Consider the following 14,788-nt stretch of genomic DNA (forward strand, 5'->3'; position numbering starts at 1 on the left):
TCTCTACACGCATGCTTCTCTTGGCCTTCCCAGAAACGAGATGGAAGAGGAGCGAGAGCCTGACTTAGTCGTAATCGATGAAGGCTTTCTGAGCAGTATCGTGGGTGACTTTCCGAGCGCAGCAACAGAAGACATTCGCAGGCACGTCAAGCACGACACGCACCGCCGTTTGGGAAGTTGGATCGTTGACGCTATCGGTGATCCGCATGGAGAGGGTGTGTTCAAAGAATTGAAAGATAATGGGGTTACAGAGCAAGACTTGGCCGAGGTTGACCTATCCGCAATAGCGCCCAGTCTTTCTTTCGATCCCGAGTCTGAGCGCCCTCCAAGAGTCACGTCAGCGAAAACATACAATGCCCTGAAAGACCTCGTCCGCGTTCTACGGGAGGAGTGGGGTTTAGAAGGCCGGAAAGCGCCAGCTCGCCTTTGGTATGACGATGAGACAAACGAGATCACCATATGCCGCAGGAAAGAGCTTCGGATAAATGACAAAACGCCGGTGCTCCTGTTGGACGCGACAGCTGATCCCGTACTGTTAGACGAACTGCTGCCCTTCACTGACTTTAACCGAATAGATGTTCGTCAAAATGCCATCGTCGTTCAGGTTTGCGACCAAACCGGCAGCAATACGTTTTGGAATGAAAATGAAGACAAGGTCGAACAGCTAGTTGAGGTGCTGATGGCTTGGGTCTCTAGTGGTGAGAGGCCGTTACTGATTTCTCATAAGCCTCTGGCCGAAAGGGTTCGAGCGCTGAACTTGGAAGGCGTAAAGGTGGGCCACTTCGGGGGCATAAGAGGGAGTAACGAGTTTGAATATTGCACGGTGGTCTTCATTACCGGTCGGAACTCGCCGCCCGCTGCACTTGTAGAACAGCAAGCCAGAGCAATCTTCTGGGAAGCTGAGCCACCTTTGGTATTCGAGGACACCAGCGATCACTTGCCTTTGATGCTTCAGGGATATTGGCAGTCCAAGAAGAACGAACAGCCTCAGTCTGGGGTTTTGATTAACGTGTTTCGGGACCCAAGGATTGCTGCAGTACATCAACAGATTAGGGAAGCAGAGACAATCCAAGCCATAGCGCGCTTGAGGTTAGTCTGGGCTGAGCACCCGAAGTACGTCTTCATGCTGGGCAACTTGCCGGTCGAACTCCCTGTGGATCGCTTGAGGACAACCATCGACATGTTCCCAGACAGGTTAGAGTTGGAATTACTGAAGACAGGACATATCCCTCTGACAGCCAGGAGTTTGAGAAAGCTGAAACCAGACCTTTGCACCAGCGAAGATGCGGCAAGGATGATATTAAGCAGGTCCAATGTTACCGATCCGACCGCACTCGATTTTCTCACTCCGCAGATGAAAGCTCTGGCCACCAAAGCTACCTATCGTGCCGGTGATCCACGCCTCACTGAACATACCCATTTGTTTCTGCCGACGTGCATCGAGCCTCTCGAAGAAGGGGGCCATGTTCTGTTTGACGGGACTGTTGGCAATTTTCGGGACCTCAGCGAGATCGAGGCGCTCTTGGAGGACGGTTGGGGCGAAGGGAAAGTACAAAATTTGCGCATCGACGGGTGGGCAGCAGAAGGGACATAGGTAGGCCCGTAATCCTTAAACGAACAAAGTCCTATAAGTACTCTATAGCTTCTTGTTCGGTTAACGGTTTGGCACTGGTGCCCCGGTTTCAGTCATCAGGCTTTTCATTCAGGGTTTGGTATCAAAAAAAGGTGGAGAGCAGCCTCGCAGCGGAATTGAGTCAACGCATAAAGTGCTTACAAAGCATTTGATCTGAGGTAGCAAGCTCTAGACTTCTCAGCATGCTACTCCTTCAAAATGAACACGGAAGGGCGGCAGCGTACTCCCAAACATCCTTGAAAGTAACCAAATCCTCGGGATCACGTACGGCCACTTATTCTGGTTGTGAAGAGCAAACCGAGCCCCGCGATCAATAGCAAAGCTGATGCCGGAAGTGGGACCGCGGTGGTTTGGGTTTCATACTCGTACGTAATAAACCCTTCGAGTTGACGTGTAGTCACCACGGTAACATCAACTGAACCGCCGGTCGTGCTTGACGTGAACAAACTCGTACCGCCGAGAATATCGAAAACGATAGGAGCAGCACCGGTCAAGATACTAAGGTTATCGTTTAGCGAAAGGGTATCGCCCACGATTGGACCGTCAGCAATGAAGATTGGTGAAACAAAAGAGGTTCCGTCACCCGCGCCATAATCCACGTTGGCCCTTCCACCGCCAGCAAGGTTCTGAACTTCCTGACCATCTACTGTATATACTGCAGCAGCACCTGAGGTCGCCGCAAAATCACTATTCTGAAAGACTGCAGTCAACTCTGTACGAACTGAAATCGTACCTGCATCCGCCTCCGTATTAGTGACAGTCCCCACAGTTCCAAAATCCACCGATAGGAACAGCGTCGCGCCTGTCAGGACAGCTCCAGTGGGTACGCCGGCAAGCGTAGCGAAGCTTGCAAACGATAATGAGTTTCCGCTTATACCAGTGGTTGTGCTTACAACATCAACCGGGGTATCAAGTGATCCGATCGTTGCTGCTTGCGAGGCAACCGGTAACGCAATCAATGACCCCAGCAGCACCAAAATTTTACAATTCATGTCCCCATCCCTTTTAATTCTTTAATACTCGAGCTTAGTTGATACGCAGAAATCAATCAATCGGCCATGTACGGGAGACAGGTTTTTGAACTGCGCAACCGGGCGTGTCTCCCGTTTGCTCTGGGTTGATCTATCATGTCGTGCCCGCCGGGTAAGCCTAACGATAATGAGGCTCTGCTCCAAAAGCGGCCGACAAAACACTGCACACAGGAACATCAAAAAGCTTTCGGGCCAAAACTACTTTACGAAACCCTAGCCCCCATCTCTGGCAGAAGCTGTCTACATAATACCGGGATACCCCCAGTGGCCCATGCCTGCCCCCTGCAGTCCCCGTGGTCTCTTCGGCTTAACGCTCAAGGCTAATGGCAAGCAGATATCGGACTGATCATAATAGGAATACGGCACAAGAAGCTGTTACGTGCTGGGTAGCCTAAGGGCCAGTTCTGGCAGTTTTCAGGGATCATACTCGCGCCAAATCCAAGCACCCAGCTAAGACAGGTAATTGACCGCGCATCCGCACGAAATTGAGCTGCATGTCTACCATGTGTCTACTTCACGCAAGCGGACGGCTGACGATATCAGGCTAACTTATTGATTTCAGTGGTGAGCCGTGCAGGATTCGAACCTGCGACCCACTGATTAAAAGTCAGTTGCTCTACCAACTGAGCTAACGGCCCACTAGGCGGCCTATCTAGAAAGACCCGGGCAGGCGGTCAACCCCTTATCGCTGCGAAATGGACCGTGCCGCTGGATTCGTCCGCGCACCCCGGTTATATGCCCGGCCATGACCAAGAAAAGCGCCACCGTACTGCCATTCATGAAGATGCACGGGCTCGGCAATGACTTTGTCGTGCTGGATGCCCGCGATCAAAATATCGCGGTCACGCCCGCGTTCGCACGCGCTGTCGGGCATCGTCGTACCGGGATCGGATTCGACCAATTGGCGCTGATCGAAAGAGGCCCGGCCGACGCGCACCTGACCTTCTGGAATGCAGATGGTTCGACATCCGCAGCCTGCGGTAACGCGACCCGGTGCATCGCGCGTTATATCATGCAAGAGACAGGCCAGCGCCATCTTCATCTTACCACGGCGCGCGGCGATCTTTTCGCTACGGATGCCGGCGGCGGACTGACCTCGGTCAACATGGGGCAGCCGCAGCTTGACTGGCATGACATCCCGCTCGCCGAAGAGATGGACACTTTGGAATTGCCAATCGAAGGTGCCCCTGTGGCGACCGGCATGGGCAACCCGCATTGCACATTCTTTGTCGAAAACGCCGATGCCGTTCCGCTGGAGCAGTTTGGCCCAAGGTACGAGCATCATCCGCTTTATCCGGAGCGCACGAATGTGCAGGTGGCGCAGATCGTCGGCCCCGATCATATCCGCATGCGGGTCTGGGAGCGTGGTGCAGGGGTGACGTTGGCCTCGGGTTCGTCTTCCTGCGCTACCGCCGTCGCCGCGGCCCGGCGCAGGCTGACTGCACGTCACGTGCGGATTGATCTGGATGGCGGTACGCTTCAGGTCGATTGGCGCGACGACGGTGTCTGGATGACCGGGCCCACATCGCATGTTTGCGATGGTGTTCTGACGGCCGAGTTTCTGGGGGCGGTGGAATGAGCACGCCGCGCTTCACAACCTTGGGCTGCCGGTTGAATGCCTATGAGACCGAGGCGATGAAGGACTTGGCCGGCCAGGCCGGTCTGGAAGATGCCGTCATCGTCAATACTTGCGCGGTGACGTCAGAGGCGGTGCGCAAGGCGCGGCAGGAAATCCGGCGTTTGCGGCGCGAGAATCCCGGCGCGCGTCTGATCGTCACCGGATGTGCTGCGCAGACAGAGCCGGAAACCTTCACCGCGATGTCAGAGGTCGACGCCGTGATCGGCAATACCGAGAAGATGCAGCCCGGCACCTGGGCGGGTTTGGCAGCGGACTTCATCGGTGAGACGGAAAAGCTTCAGGTCGATGATATCATGTCGGTGACCGAGACTGCAGGGCACCTCATCGATGGCTTCGGCACGCGGAGCCGCGCCTATGTCCAGGTGCAAAACGGGTGCGATCACCGTTGTACATTCTGTATCATCCCCTTTGGTCGCGGTAATTCGCGATCGGTCCCGGCAGGAGTGGTCGTCGAGCAGATCAAGCGCCTTGTCGATCGAGGCTTCAACGAGGTCGTGCTGACCGGTGTCGACTTGACGAGTTGGGGTGCCGATCTGCCTCTACAGCCGAAATTGGGAGATCTGGTCATGCGGATCCTTCGGTTGGTGCCGGATCTTCCCCGCCTGCGGATCTCCTCAATCGACTCGATCGAGGTCGACGAAAACCTGATGCAGGCGATCGCCACGGAGCGGCGCCTGATGCCGCACCTGCATCTTTCTTTGCAGCACGGTGATGATCTGATTCTCAAACGGATGAAGCGACGTCATTTGCGTGACGATGCGATCCGTTTTGCCGAAGAAGCGCGGCGTTTGCGACCCGATATGACCTTCGGCGCCGACATCATCGCCGGCTTCCCGACCGAGACCGAGACCGCGTTCGAGAACTCGCTCAAGCTTGTGGACGAATGTCACCTGACCTGGTTGCACGTCTTTCCCTATTCGCCGCGTCCGGGTACGCCTGCGGCGCGAATGCCGCAGGTGGCCGGCCGTACCATCAAGGGACGTGCGGCCCTTTTGCGCGCCGCTGGCGCAGCACGGGTGACCGCGCATCTTGAGGCACAGCAGGGAGTGACCCACCGGGTTCTGATGGAAAACCCGCGTATGGGTCGGACCGAGCAGTTCACAGAGGTCAGTTTTGCCGAAGACCAGCCCGAAGGGCAGATCGTGACGGCGACTGTGACAGGCCATACAGACACGCAACTGATCGCGGCCTGACCAACACAAAGGGGGTAGGCCTTTGTTTCGGGAACAATCGCGGTCTGGCGTTTTTTGGGCGATATCCTGATGCTCGGACTGAAAGGAATCGCCCTAATGCATCCCAATCCCGCTTTCAGAAAAACCGCCCGCGACAGGAACGTCGCGTTTGCCCGCGAGCTAGGATTCGGCATGTTGGCCGTTGCGGACAAGGGCGCGCCGTTGCTGAGCCATGTGCCATTTCTTTTGTCTGAAGATGGCGCTCAGGTCGAATTTCATCTTGTGAGGTCGAATCCGATTGTACGGGCGCTCGTCGAACCGTTGCCGGCGCGCCTTGCCGTGCAGGGACCCTTTTCCTACGTCTCGCCGGACTGGTACGGGGTGGAGGACCAGGTGCCGACCTGGAATTACGTTGCGGTGCACCTGACCGGCCCGGTTTCTCTCATGCCGGATGCCTGTCTTCAGGATGTGCTTGATCGGCAGTCGGCGTTTTTCGAGGAACGCCTGCGGCCAAAACGCCCTTGGACGAGCGACAAGATGACCCCGGATGTGATGGTTCGCATGATGCGCCAGATCGTGCCCGCCCGCATGACTGTCGAGCAGATCGACGGAACGTGGAAACTGAACCAGAACAAACCCGAGGACGTTCGCCTGCGCGCCGCGGCACCGCTCGGTGCTGCGCGTCAAGGGATAGGCACGCGGGAAATCTCGGATATGATGCGTGAACCGCCGGACTGAGGACGGATGGATACCGCCGAAGGAGCGTTTGCCATGAAACTTTTAACCGCCCCGCCGTCGCCCTTCGGGCGCAAGGTCAAGGTCGTGCTGATCGAGACTGGACAGCTCGAAGAGACCGAGATCGTCGATGTGACGACGACGCCGATGCAAACCGATCCGGCCGTCGCCGCCGCGAACCCGGCCGGCAAGATCCCGGCGCTGGTGCGCGAGGATGGGCCGGCGCTTTACGACAGCCGCGTAATCTGCCGATATCTCGACGCCAGATCCGGGGCCGGACTTTACCCCGAAACCCGGCTCTGGGAGGTTCTGACGCTCGAGGCTACGGCGGACGGTATACTCGAAGCGGCGTTGACGATGGTTTACGAATTGCGCTTCCGCCCGGAAGAACAGGTGATGCCCGAGTGGGTCGAGGCACAATGGGCGCGGGTCAAGCGCAGTCTCGACGCGCTCGAGGCGCGTTGGATGGCGCATCTCAGCGGTCATATCGATGCAGGCCACATCGCGATCGGATGCGCCCTCGGCTATCTCGATTTCCGTCATGGAGACCGGGATTGGCGCGACGGACACGATGATCTTGCCCGGTGGTACGAGGCATTCGCACAGCGCGACAGCATGGAAATGACCAAGCCCGGTTGATCCTTTGGAAATCGCGCTGACCTTAGGTGTGTTGCGAGCCTAGGTTTACAGCCGAAGCGCGGGCATGAACCGTATCAGAAGCTGTAGCTGACGCCGAAATTGACCGCGTGCGTGGTGAGATCGGTGTTGAGCTTGCCTGCGGTCTGGCCAACGACGGTCGGATCGGCATCCACGGTGATCGAGTTGTCGGACCACGTGAACTGGTATTCCCCGAAAAGCGCCCAGTCTTCGTTGATGGCGTATTTCATTCCTGCGATCCCGCGCAGAGCAAGGCCGGTGTACTCATAGTCGTAGGTCCGGATCGCAGCGCCCGTGACCTGAGCGTCTACATGGGGAATTGCAACGCCGATCCCGCCGCCGACATAAGGCGTGAAGCTTTGAAAACCTGAAAAGGCGCCTGGCCAGCGTTTCATAACATTCGCCGTGAAAATATTATGGCCGTCCGACAACTCGAAATTCGTGAGGCCCAGAGCGGCCGCGTCACTGGAATTCATGTAGGCCTTCGTGTGCGTGCCCTCGAGCCCGAAACCTAAATCATTGTCGAGCCACCAGATCGCCCGTCCGCCGTAGTAGATCGGCGCGTCGAAGGGATTGCCGGCCCAGTCGACGTCGCGGCTAACGGCTGCACCGCCCGGAAGAGTTCCGGATACAGAGCTGTCCTGAACGCTTTGCACGCCAAGGTAGAGGCTCAGTTCGAGCTCGGCGAGGGCCGGAGTCGCGAGGGCCGGGAGGGTGGCAAGCGTGGCGGCAAGCTTTTTCATGGCGGTGTAATCCCTGATCTGGCACGAAAATCGTGCTGCGACGTGTACACCCGCATTCCCGCGCTCACAAGCGCGACACATGCGCCCCATGCGGCGATCCGCCCGTTTGTGGACTGGACGCCCCAGCCAAGCCCAGCTATTTACCTGCGAGGACGCGGCTGCCGGGAGGATTCCCTGTGGCCCTTAATGGATTAAAGCCCTTGGTGGCTTTGAGAATGGAGAGACGCTCGTGTCCCACGCAGAAGACCATGAAGGCACCCGGAGGGATTTCCTCTATTACGCCACCGCAGGCGCCGGCGCTGTGACAGCCGGTGCCGCCGTCTGGCCGTTGATCGACCAGATGAATCCATCAGCCGATGTTCAGGCGCTCAGCTCGATCCGGGTTGATGTTTCTGGTATTTCGGAAGGCACTCAGATGACCGTCAAGTGGCTTGGAAAGCCGGTGTTTATTCGTCGCCGGACCGAGGCAGAGATCGAAGCCGCCCGCGACGTCGATCTGTCGAGCCTGCCCGATAACAACGCGCGCAACGCCAACCTTGGTGACGTCGACGCTGCGGATGAAAACCGGGCCTTGGGCGGCAATCCCGAGTGGCTGGTCATGATGGGCGTGTGCACCCACCTGGGGTGTGTGCCGCTTGGCAATGCCGGTGATTTTGCGCTGGATGGTGGCGTTGGGGGCTGGTTCTGCCCCTGCCACGGCTCGCACTACGATACATCAGGCCGTATTCGCCGGGGACCCGCACCGACCAACCTACCGGTGCCGACCGCGCAGTTCGTCGACGAAACGACCGTTCAACTGGGATAAGGAGCACATATCATGGCTGGAATCCCTCACGATCATTACGAGCCTAAGACTGGCGGAGAAAAGTGGCTGCATAGCCGTCTGCCGATCGTCGGCTTGCTTTATGACACGATCATGATCCCCACACCCAAGAACCTGAACTGGATGTGGATTTGGGGTATCGTACTGACCTTTTGCCTCGCCTTGCAGATCATCACCGGGATCGTTCTAGTGATGCATTACGTTCCGCATGTCGATCACGCATTCGCCTCGGTCGAGCACATCATGCGCAACGTGAACGGCGGGCACATGATCCGCTACCTGCACATGAACGGCGCATCGCTGTTCTTCTTTGCGGTCTATCTGCATATCTTCCGCAGCCTCTACTACGGCTCGTACAAAGCCCCGCGTGAGGTCACATGGATCATCGGCATGCTGATCTACCTGCTGATGATGGGCACGGCGTTCATGGGTTACGTTCTTCCCTGGGGACAGATGTCCTTCTGGGGTGCGACAGTGATCACGGGTCTTTTTGGCGCGATCCCGTTCATCGGAGAGCCGATCCAGACTTGGCTTCTGGGCGGACCTGCGGTTGATAACGCGACGCTGACACGCTTCTTCTCGCTCCACTACCTGATGCCGTTCATCATCGCGGCGCTTGTGGCGGTTCACATCTGGGCGTTCCACACGACCGGCAACAACAACCCGACCGGTGTTGAGGTGCGTCGTTCGTCCAAGGCCGAAGCCGAGAAGGACACCGTGTCCTTCTGGCCCTACTTCGTGATCAAGGACCTGTTCGCGCTAGCCGTAATCTTGGCGGTGTTCTTCGCGATTGTCGGCTTCATGCCGAACTATCTGGGTCACCCTGACAATTATATCGAAGCCAACCCACTGGCGACGCCTTCGCACATCGTGCCCGAATGGTATTTCCTGCCTTTCTACGCAATCTTGCGCGCCTTTACCGCTGACGTCTGGGTGGTGATGTTTGCAAGCTGGATCACCGGCGGCATCATCGACGCCAAGTTCTTCGGCGTGCTGGCGATGTTCGGTGCGATCGCTGTGATGGCACTGGCGCCGTGGCTCGATACCTCCATGGTAAGGTCCGGGCGTTATCGCCCGATGTTCAAGTGGTGGTTCTGGCTATTGGCTGTCGATTTCGTTGTGTTGACTTGGGTGGGTGCGATGCCGGCAGAGGGTATCTATCCCTATATCGCGCTGATCGGTTCCGCCTATTGGTTCGGCTACTTCCTGGTCATTCTTCCGATGCTGGGCGTGCTTGAAAAGCCGCTGCCTCAACCGGAGACCATCGAAGAGGACTTTGAGGCGCACAAGGCGAAAAGCGGCGGCACCACGACCGTCCCCAATCCGGCTCCGGCCGAATAAGAAAGGAACAGGATATGCTTAAGAAAACAGGCATCGCCGCACTGGCCGCCCTGACCCTTTCCACCGGCGGCGTTTTCGCCGCCGGAGCGGACGACTGGGGCCACACCGAGGACATCCAGTTCTCCTTCGAAGGGCCTTTCGGGTCCTTTGATCAAGCTCAGCTTCAGCGGGGACTTCAGGTTTATACCGAGATTTGCGCCGCCTGCCATGGTTTGAAGTACGTGCCGCTTCGCACGTTGAGCAGTGAAACGGGACCGGGCTTCTCGATGGACGAGGTTCGTGCCTACTCCGAGCAGAATTACGAGGTCTATGACGAAGAACTCGATGATTATCGCGCGGCAAAGCCCACCGACCATTTCCCCGCGTCGAACCTGGAAAACGCGCCCGATCTTAGCCTGATGGCCAAAAAGCGGGCTGGTTTCCATGGGCCCTATGGCACCGGGATCAACCAACTGGTCAAAGGCATGGGTGGTGCGGAATATATTGCTTCTTTGCTGACAGGATATACTGGCGAGACCAAGGAAGAAGCTGGCACGACCTATTACGAGAACACCGCCTATCCGGGCCGGTGGATCGCGATGGCACCGCCGCTTTACGGCGAAGACGTGGAGTATGCTGATGGTCATTCCAACGACTTGCACCACGAGGCCGAGGACGTGGCCGCGTTCCTGATGTGGACGGCGGAACCGAAGATGATGGATCGCAAACAGGCAGGCCTGACAGGTGTGCTTTTCCTGACGGTCGTTTCTGTTCTGCTCTACCTGACGAACAAGCGGATTTGGGCACCGATCAAAAAGGGCAAGAAAAGCTCCTGATCGGATCACCCGCGCAGTCAAATAAAGCCCTCGCCGGTTAATACGGCGGGGGTTTTTTTCTTGTCTTGCTGGCATCGTTGCTCAAACCGTACGCGGGCTATAGGCTTGTAAAGGTTGCAATCAGAAAGTTCCGGATTGCCCTTGCATCGATCTTCTCAGGCATTGCGTGTACTGATCGCGGCGTCGCTCGTCGCGGCTGTGCTTGGGTCGGTCCACGCATTTTCGGTCTTCATTGTCCCGTTGGAAAGCCTGTTCGCCGCAACGCGGTCCGGTGTTGCGTTGACGTACTCGCTTGCCCTGATTTCTTTGACCTTCGCGGTACTTTTGGGCCCCCGTTTATTCGTTCTCGCGCGACCGTCGTGGTTTTTTCTTGCCATTTGCACGCTTGGAGCATTGGGCGTCCTCATGGCCGCGTTCGCCAAAAGCCTGACGATGATTTGGCTGGGCTACAGCCTCATCTTCGGCGGCGCGAACGGTCTGGGGTACGGATTCGGGCTTCAGATCTCGGCGCAGGTCAACCCCAAGCGCGAGGGTCTTGCTATGGGCACCGTCACAGCGGCCTATGCTTTCGGTTCGGTCATCGCTCCCGGCCTGTTGGACATCGCGCTCGAGAGCGGGGGAGTCCGCCTTGCCATGCTCGGGCTTGCGATATGTCTCGTGTTGGTTGGTGGGGTGGCTTTCCTGCTTTTGCAAAAGGCTGACTTTGTTTTTTTGTCAGAACCAAGGGACGCAATACGCACTTCGCTGTCGAAAGCTGTGCAACGGCTTCTCTGGTTTGGCTACTTTGGTAGCGTGCTCGCTGGATTGATGGTTATCGGTCATGCTGCCGCGATTGCGCGGGCGGCTCATCCCGACATTCCGCCTTGGGTGGCTCCTGTCGTCATCGCCGCCTTCAACCTTTCGGGAAGCTTCCTAGGGGGCAGATTGGCCGACAGCGTGACGCCAGGCAGATTACTGGCTCTTCTGGCACTGACCACGTCTGCCGGGCTTGTCACACTTCTTTTTTTCGAGTCCGCCGCTGCTCTGTTACTAGGTCTTAGCTTTGTCGGTTTCGCCTACGGAGGCACGATCGCGGCCTTCCCGGCAGCCATAGCCAAGCTGGCGGGTCCCGGGGCAAGTGCGCGCATCTATGGCCGTGTTTTTACTGCATGGGGTGCTGCGGGGCTGGCCGGGCCTTGGCTGGCCGGCGTTCTTTTCGACGCAGGTGGTGGATACGACACATCCTTGGCCGTCGCAGCCGCGATTGGCGTTTTGGCGGCGGGTGTGATCCATATCCTGTTTCGGCGTTCCGACCTGCGGCTAGCGTGACATGAGAATCCCGCCGGTTGTCCGGCGGGACTCTCAAACGTCTTGTCATCCTGAGCGGCGCGTTTCAGCGGCGGATGACAGCATCCAACCCAAGGCCGCGCGTCATCGGGAGTGCACCGCCGCGAATGACAGAAAGGCTGCGTTCCTTGCGGGAAAGCAACGGCATGGGCCAGAATGCTTTCGACATGTATCTGCCACCGCGCATGGCCGAGTTGGCGGATTTCTTTTCCTTCAGCAGGGGCATCGGCCAGATCTTTTTCGACATGAATGCGCCTCCGTGGATGGCGGATGTGCGCGGGCGCTGCTTCATCAGAAGTTTCGGCCCGAGACCACGTGAAATCGGCCCCGCCTCTCTCAGGCGCGTATAGTCGAGACGCGAAAACAGGATATGAGGATGCCTGTCGAGAATGCTGGCTGCCTGTGTCGGACGGTCGGGGACGTAATTTTCCTCGTCGTCCACACCGATGTCGACAGAGGTGAACTTCGCCAGTGTCTCGCGTGTGATGCGCGCTGCGCCAAGCGGTTTGGAGGTTGCGTTGACCACGAGAACAGCCTTACCGCCAGCCGCGAGCTTCTTGGCGTATTTGCCGACCGCATCTGCGACAACATCCATGGACCCCAGGCGTTTTTCCAATGCCTCAGCGCTTTCGCCCTCTTGGGCTTGCACGATGCGCATGTCACGCGGCGGCAGTTTCTTGTCGCGCAACGCGCCGAAAGCCTTGCGCGCCGTGGTCTCGTCTTCGAAGAGACGGGTGATGACTAGGGTCATGTTACCTCCACCGATGGTTGCTCTGTGCCCGCCGCCTGCTGCGCCACCGGCGCGCCGCTTTGCGGTTTACGGGTGCCAGCCACCATTGGCAGCGCCACAAGGACGGCCAGTGCCAGCATGACAAGTTCGATCATGAATACGACGAGATAAGGCGTCGTGACGCTTAATCCAGCGCCGCCGAGAACAACGTCCCGGACGATACCGGCTAGGGCCACGGCAAGACCTGCGCATGTGGCCTGAACTGCGCCCCAAAGACCGAGCGCCAGGCCGATCTGTCCTTTGGGGGCGGCGCGCATCGTCGCGGTCAGGGTGGCGTGCCCGAACAGGCCGGCGCCGACGCCTGTCAGAAGTACGCCGACGAGAAAGGCCAGGATGCCGCCACCCAAAGAAGCGGCAATGATCGCGCCGAATCCGGGCAATCCGATCAAAGCGCCCAGAATCCCTACGCGACGCGGCTCCGTTCCCTGAGCCAGAACACGCGAAGCGATGCCGAAGCCAATAAGCGTGCCACCCGCGAGAAGGGCCGTCAGTTTTGTCGTATCGGCCACGCTCAGGCCAAGCGCCTGTCCGCCGTATGGTTCCAAAAGCACATCCGCCATACCGTAGCCAAAGGTGCCAAAAGCAATCACCACCAACAGGCGCAACATGCCAGGCCGCGACGAAATTCCGCGCAGCGCAGTTTCAAAAGGAACATGCACGGCACGATCCATACGCGCCGCGCGGTCGCGGTCTCGGGCTTCCTGTTTCCACAAAGCCAGCATGTTGAGACCGACGGTCACGACTGCTGCGCCCTGGATCACCTGGATCAGGCGTGCGGGGCTATAAGGCTCCAGCAAGGCGCCGAAAACAAGGGCGCTTCCGACCATTCCGAAAAGTAGCATGACATACATCAACCCGACGACTTTCGGCTGATCCTCGTCGCGGACAAGGTCGGTGGCAAGCGCCAAGCCGACGGTTTGTACCATATGCAGGCCGGCACCCACCAGAAGGAAAGCCAATGCAGCAGCGCTCATACCGATCCAGCGCGGGGCGTCCACGGCCTCGCCGAATCCGGACAGAACAAGAAGCGCGAAGGGCATCACGGCAAAACCGCCGAACTGGTACATTGTGCCTTTCCAGATATAGGGCACACGCCTTAGGCCGAGCGCGCTGCGATGCGTGTCAGAGCGATAACCGATCAACGCGCGCAAAGGAGCGAAAAGCAACGGCATGGCCAGCATGATAGCAACCACGCTGGCTGGCACCGCCAATTCGACGATCATGACTCGGTTGAGCGTGCCTATGAGCAACACGAGCGCCATGCCCACGGTGACCTGGAAGAGGGAGAGGCGAAGCAGGCGCGTTAAAGGGACCTCGTCGGTGGCCACATCCGCGAATGGCAGATATTTCGGCCCGATCGAAGTCAGTTTGCGTAGCGCGAAGCTCCGATAGTTGAACATGCTTTGCCAGCGCCGGCGCAAACCGGCGCAGTCCCAAAATCAAAAGCGGCGGGGCTTTGGCCCGGCCTTTTGGCCACGGGCCCGCGGCGGATTACCTCGCGCGCGGGCCCTGTAGCTTATTGTCGTGCCGAGGCCATGCGCTCGGGCGGCTGAAGAATCGCCTTTGCATGGGTGCCGTCGGGCAGAATCACCGTAATTTCGGTGCCGCCATCAGTGCTTGGTATCGCATAGCTTGCCGTCGAGGTGGTCGCCCCTTCTTCGGTCAGCGCTGCGCTATCGGCATTTATCCCGGTGCCCTGATGATAGCTTTCGATCCAGGACGTGTTCTTGATGATGGCCAGATGCACCGCGAAGGAACTGACAGCTACGGCCCCAAGAAAGATCGGAATTCCCACGTTGGGCGATACGACGAGCCAGAGTTTTGCGTTATTCATCTCTTGCCCCCCTTATCCGAGCCACGGCGTGGATACGGCAACGAGAATATGCGCCAAAAGCGCAATCACACCGAACACACGCGTGCCGTCAATCATGTAGCTGTGAACTTCCTCCGCCTCGCGAAGGGTCAGGCCGGTCGGCCATACCTTATCGGGATCATCGGACATCTTACCGTCTCCTCATGTCTTGTGCTGTACAGTGCGCCGGAGCGAACCACGCCCGGCCCAGCCGGAAATGGTCATCGTCTT

At 58.1% G+C, this 14,788-nt stretch carries 15 protein-coding genes and 1 tRNA gene; 9 read left to right on the forward strand and 7 right to left on the reverse strand.

The genetic code is table 11. The features are described 5' to 3' along the window. Window positions 1-1,594 (forward strand): hypothetical protein (locus EZV60_RS15355; protein WP_210115111.1); only part of this gene is annotated, 1,594 nt, incomplete at its 5' end. A 299-nt stretch (window positions 1,595-1,893) separates the two neighbouring features. On the opposite strand, the gene EZV60_RS15360 is transcribed toward EZV60_RS15355, so the two are convergent. Both EZV60_RS15360 and EZV60_RS15365 read right to left on the reverse strand, forming a co-directional pair. Continuing rightward, window positions 1,894-2,625, reverse strand: coding sequence for a hypothetical protein (locus EZV60_RS15360; RefSeq protein ID WP_135506496.1), 732 nt, complete (start codon window positions 2,623-2,625; stop codon window positions 1,894-1,896). A gap of 601 nt (window positions 2,626-3,226) precedes the next feature. Then, window positions 3,227-3,302, reverse strand: a tRNA-Lys gene (locus EZV60_RS15365). A gap of 107 nt (window positions 3,303-3,409) precedes the next feature. Between EZV60_RS15365 and dapF the strand changes: the two genes are divergently transcribed. The 4 genes from dapF (at window position 3,410) to EZV60_RS15385 (ending at window position 6,849) form a co-directional block, all read left to right on the forward strand. After that, a complete protein-coding gene (gene dapF, locus EZV60_RS15370) occupies window positions 3,410-4,243 on the forward strand; it encodes a diaminopimelate epimerase (RefSeq protein WP_245306326.1) in 834 nt (277 codons plus the stop codon). Beyond that, the gene (gene mtaB / locus EZV60_RS15375) at window positions 4,240-5,496 is read left to right on the forward strand and encodes a tRNA (N(6)-L-threonylcarbamoyladenosine(37)-C(2))-methylthiotransferase MtaB (protein ID WP_135506497.1); all 1,257 of its coding nucleotides are present in this window, start codon (window positions 4,240-4,242) and stop codon (window positions 5,494-5,496) included. Before dapF ends, mtaB begins: the two co-directional genes overlap by 4 nt. Before the next feature lie 96 nt (window positions 5,497-5,592). Beyond that, entirely contained in the window at window positions 5,593-6,213 is a 621-nt protein-coding gene (locus tag EZV60_RS15380) for an FMN-binding negative transcriptional regulator (protein ID WP_135506498.1), read from the forward strand. A 33-nt stretch (window positions 6,214-6,246) separates the two neighbouring features. Next, on the forward strand, window positions 6,247-6,849 hold the full coding sequence (locus EZV60_RS15385) for a glutathione S-transferase (protein WP_135506499.1): 603 nt from the start codon (window positions 6,247-6,249) through the stop codon (window positions 6,847-6,849). Between the two features lie 74 nt (window positions 6,850-6,923). Here the strand turns inward: EZV60_RS15385 and EZV60_RS15390 are convergent, their stop codons facing one another. After that, window positions 6,924-7,610 carry an outer membrane protein gene (locus tag EZV60_RS15390; protein WP_135506500.1) on the reverse strand — a complete coding sequence of 229 codons (687 nt, stop codon included), beginning with the start codon at window positions 7,608-7,610 and terminating at the stop codon, window positions 6,924-6,926. 229 nt (window positions 7,611-7,839) lie between these two features. On the opposite strand from EZV60_RS15390, the gene petA reads away from it, so the two are divergent. The 4 genes from petA to EZV60_RS15410 all read left to right on the forward strand — a co-directional run bounded on the left by petA (window position 7,840) and on the right by EZV60_RS15410 (window position 11,897). Continuing rightward, window positions 7,840-8,415: a ubiquinol-cytochrome c reductase iron-sulfur subunit gene (gene petA, locus EZV60_RS15395; protein ID WP_135506501.1), complete on the forward strand. Its 576-nt coding sequence runs from the start codon at window positions 7,840-7,842 to the stop codon at window positions 8,413-8,415. A 12-nt stretch (window positions 8,416-8,427) separates the two neighbouring features. Continuing rightward, entirely contained in the window at window positions 8,428-9,774 is a 1,347-nt protein-coding gene (gene petB, locus EZV60_RS15400) for a cytochrome b (RefSeq protein ID WP_135506502.1), read from the forward strand. Between the two features lie 14 nt (window positions 9,775-9,788). Beyond that, window positions 9,789-10,589 carry a cytochrome c1 gene (locus tag EZV60_RS15405; RefSeq protein ID WP_135506503.1) on the forward strand — a complete coding sequence of 267 codons (801 nt, stop codon included), beginning with the start codon at window positions 9,789-9,791 and terminating at the stop codon, window positions 10,587-10,589. Between the two features lie 198 nt (window positions 10,590-10,787). Beyond that, complete coding sequence (locus EZV60_RS15410) at window positions 10,788-11,897, forward strand: MFS transporter (RefSeq protein ID WP_342588807.1); 1,110 nt, start codon at window positions 10,788-10,790, stop codon at window positions 11,895-11,897. A gap of 64 nt (window positions 11,898-11,961) precedes the next feature. On the opposite strand, the gene EZV60_RS15415 is transcribed toward EZV60_RS15410, so the two are convergent. The 4 genes from EZV60_RS15415 to pufB all read right to left on the reverse strand — a co-directional run bounded on the left by EZV60_RS15415 (window position 11,962) and on the right by pufB (window position 14,707). Further along, window positions 11,962-12,666 (reverse strand): hypothetical protein, encoded by a 705-nt coding sequence (locus EZV60_RS15415; RefSeq protein WP_135506505.1) that lies wholly within the window; start codon window positions 12,664-12,666, stop codon window positions 11,962-11,964. Further along, entirely contained in the window at window positions 12,663-14,105 is a 1,443-nt protein-coding gene (locus tag EZV60_RS15420; protein WP_135506506.1) for a PucC family protein, read from the reverse strand. The genes EZV60_RS15415 and EZV60_RS15420 overlap by 4 nt, the downstream gene beginning before the upstream one ends. Window positions 14,106-14,221: 116 nt before the next feature. After that, window positions 14,222-14,539 carry a light-harvesting protein gene (locus tag EZV60_RS15425; RefSeq protein WP_135506507.1) on the reverse strand — a complete coding sequence of 106 codons (318 nt, stop codon included), beginning with the start codon at window positions 14,537-14,539 and terminating at the stop codon, window positions 14,222-14,224. 12 nt (window positions 14,540-14,551) lie between these two features. Further along, on the reverse strand, window positions 14,552-14,707 hold the full coding sequence (pufB, locus tag EZV60_RS15430; protein ID WP_135506508.1) for a light-harvesting antenna LH1, beta subunit: 156 nt from the start codon (window positions 14,705-14,707) through the stop codon (window positions 14,552-14,554). Window positions 14,708-14,788: the final 81 nt, after the last annotated feature.

Source organism: Roseovarius aestuariivivens (genome assembly GCF_004761875.1).
Classification (GTDB): Bacteria; Pseudomonadota; Alphaproteobacteria; order Rhodobacterales; family Rhodobacteraceae; genus Roseovarius; species Roseovarius aestuariivivens.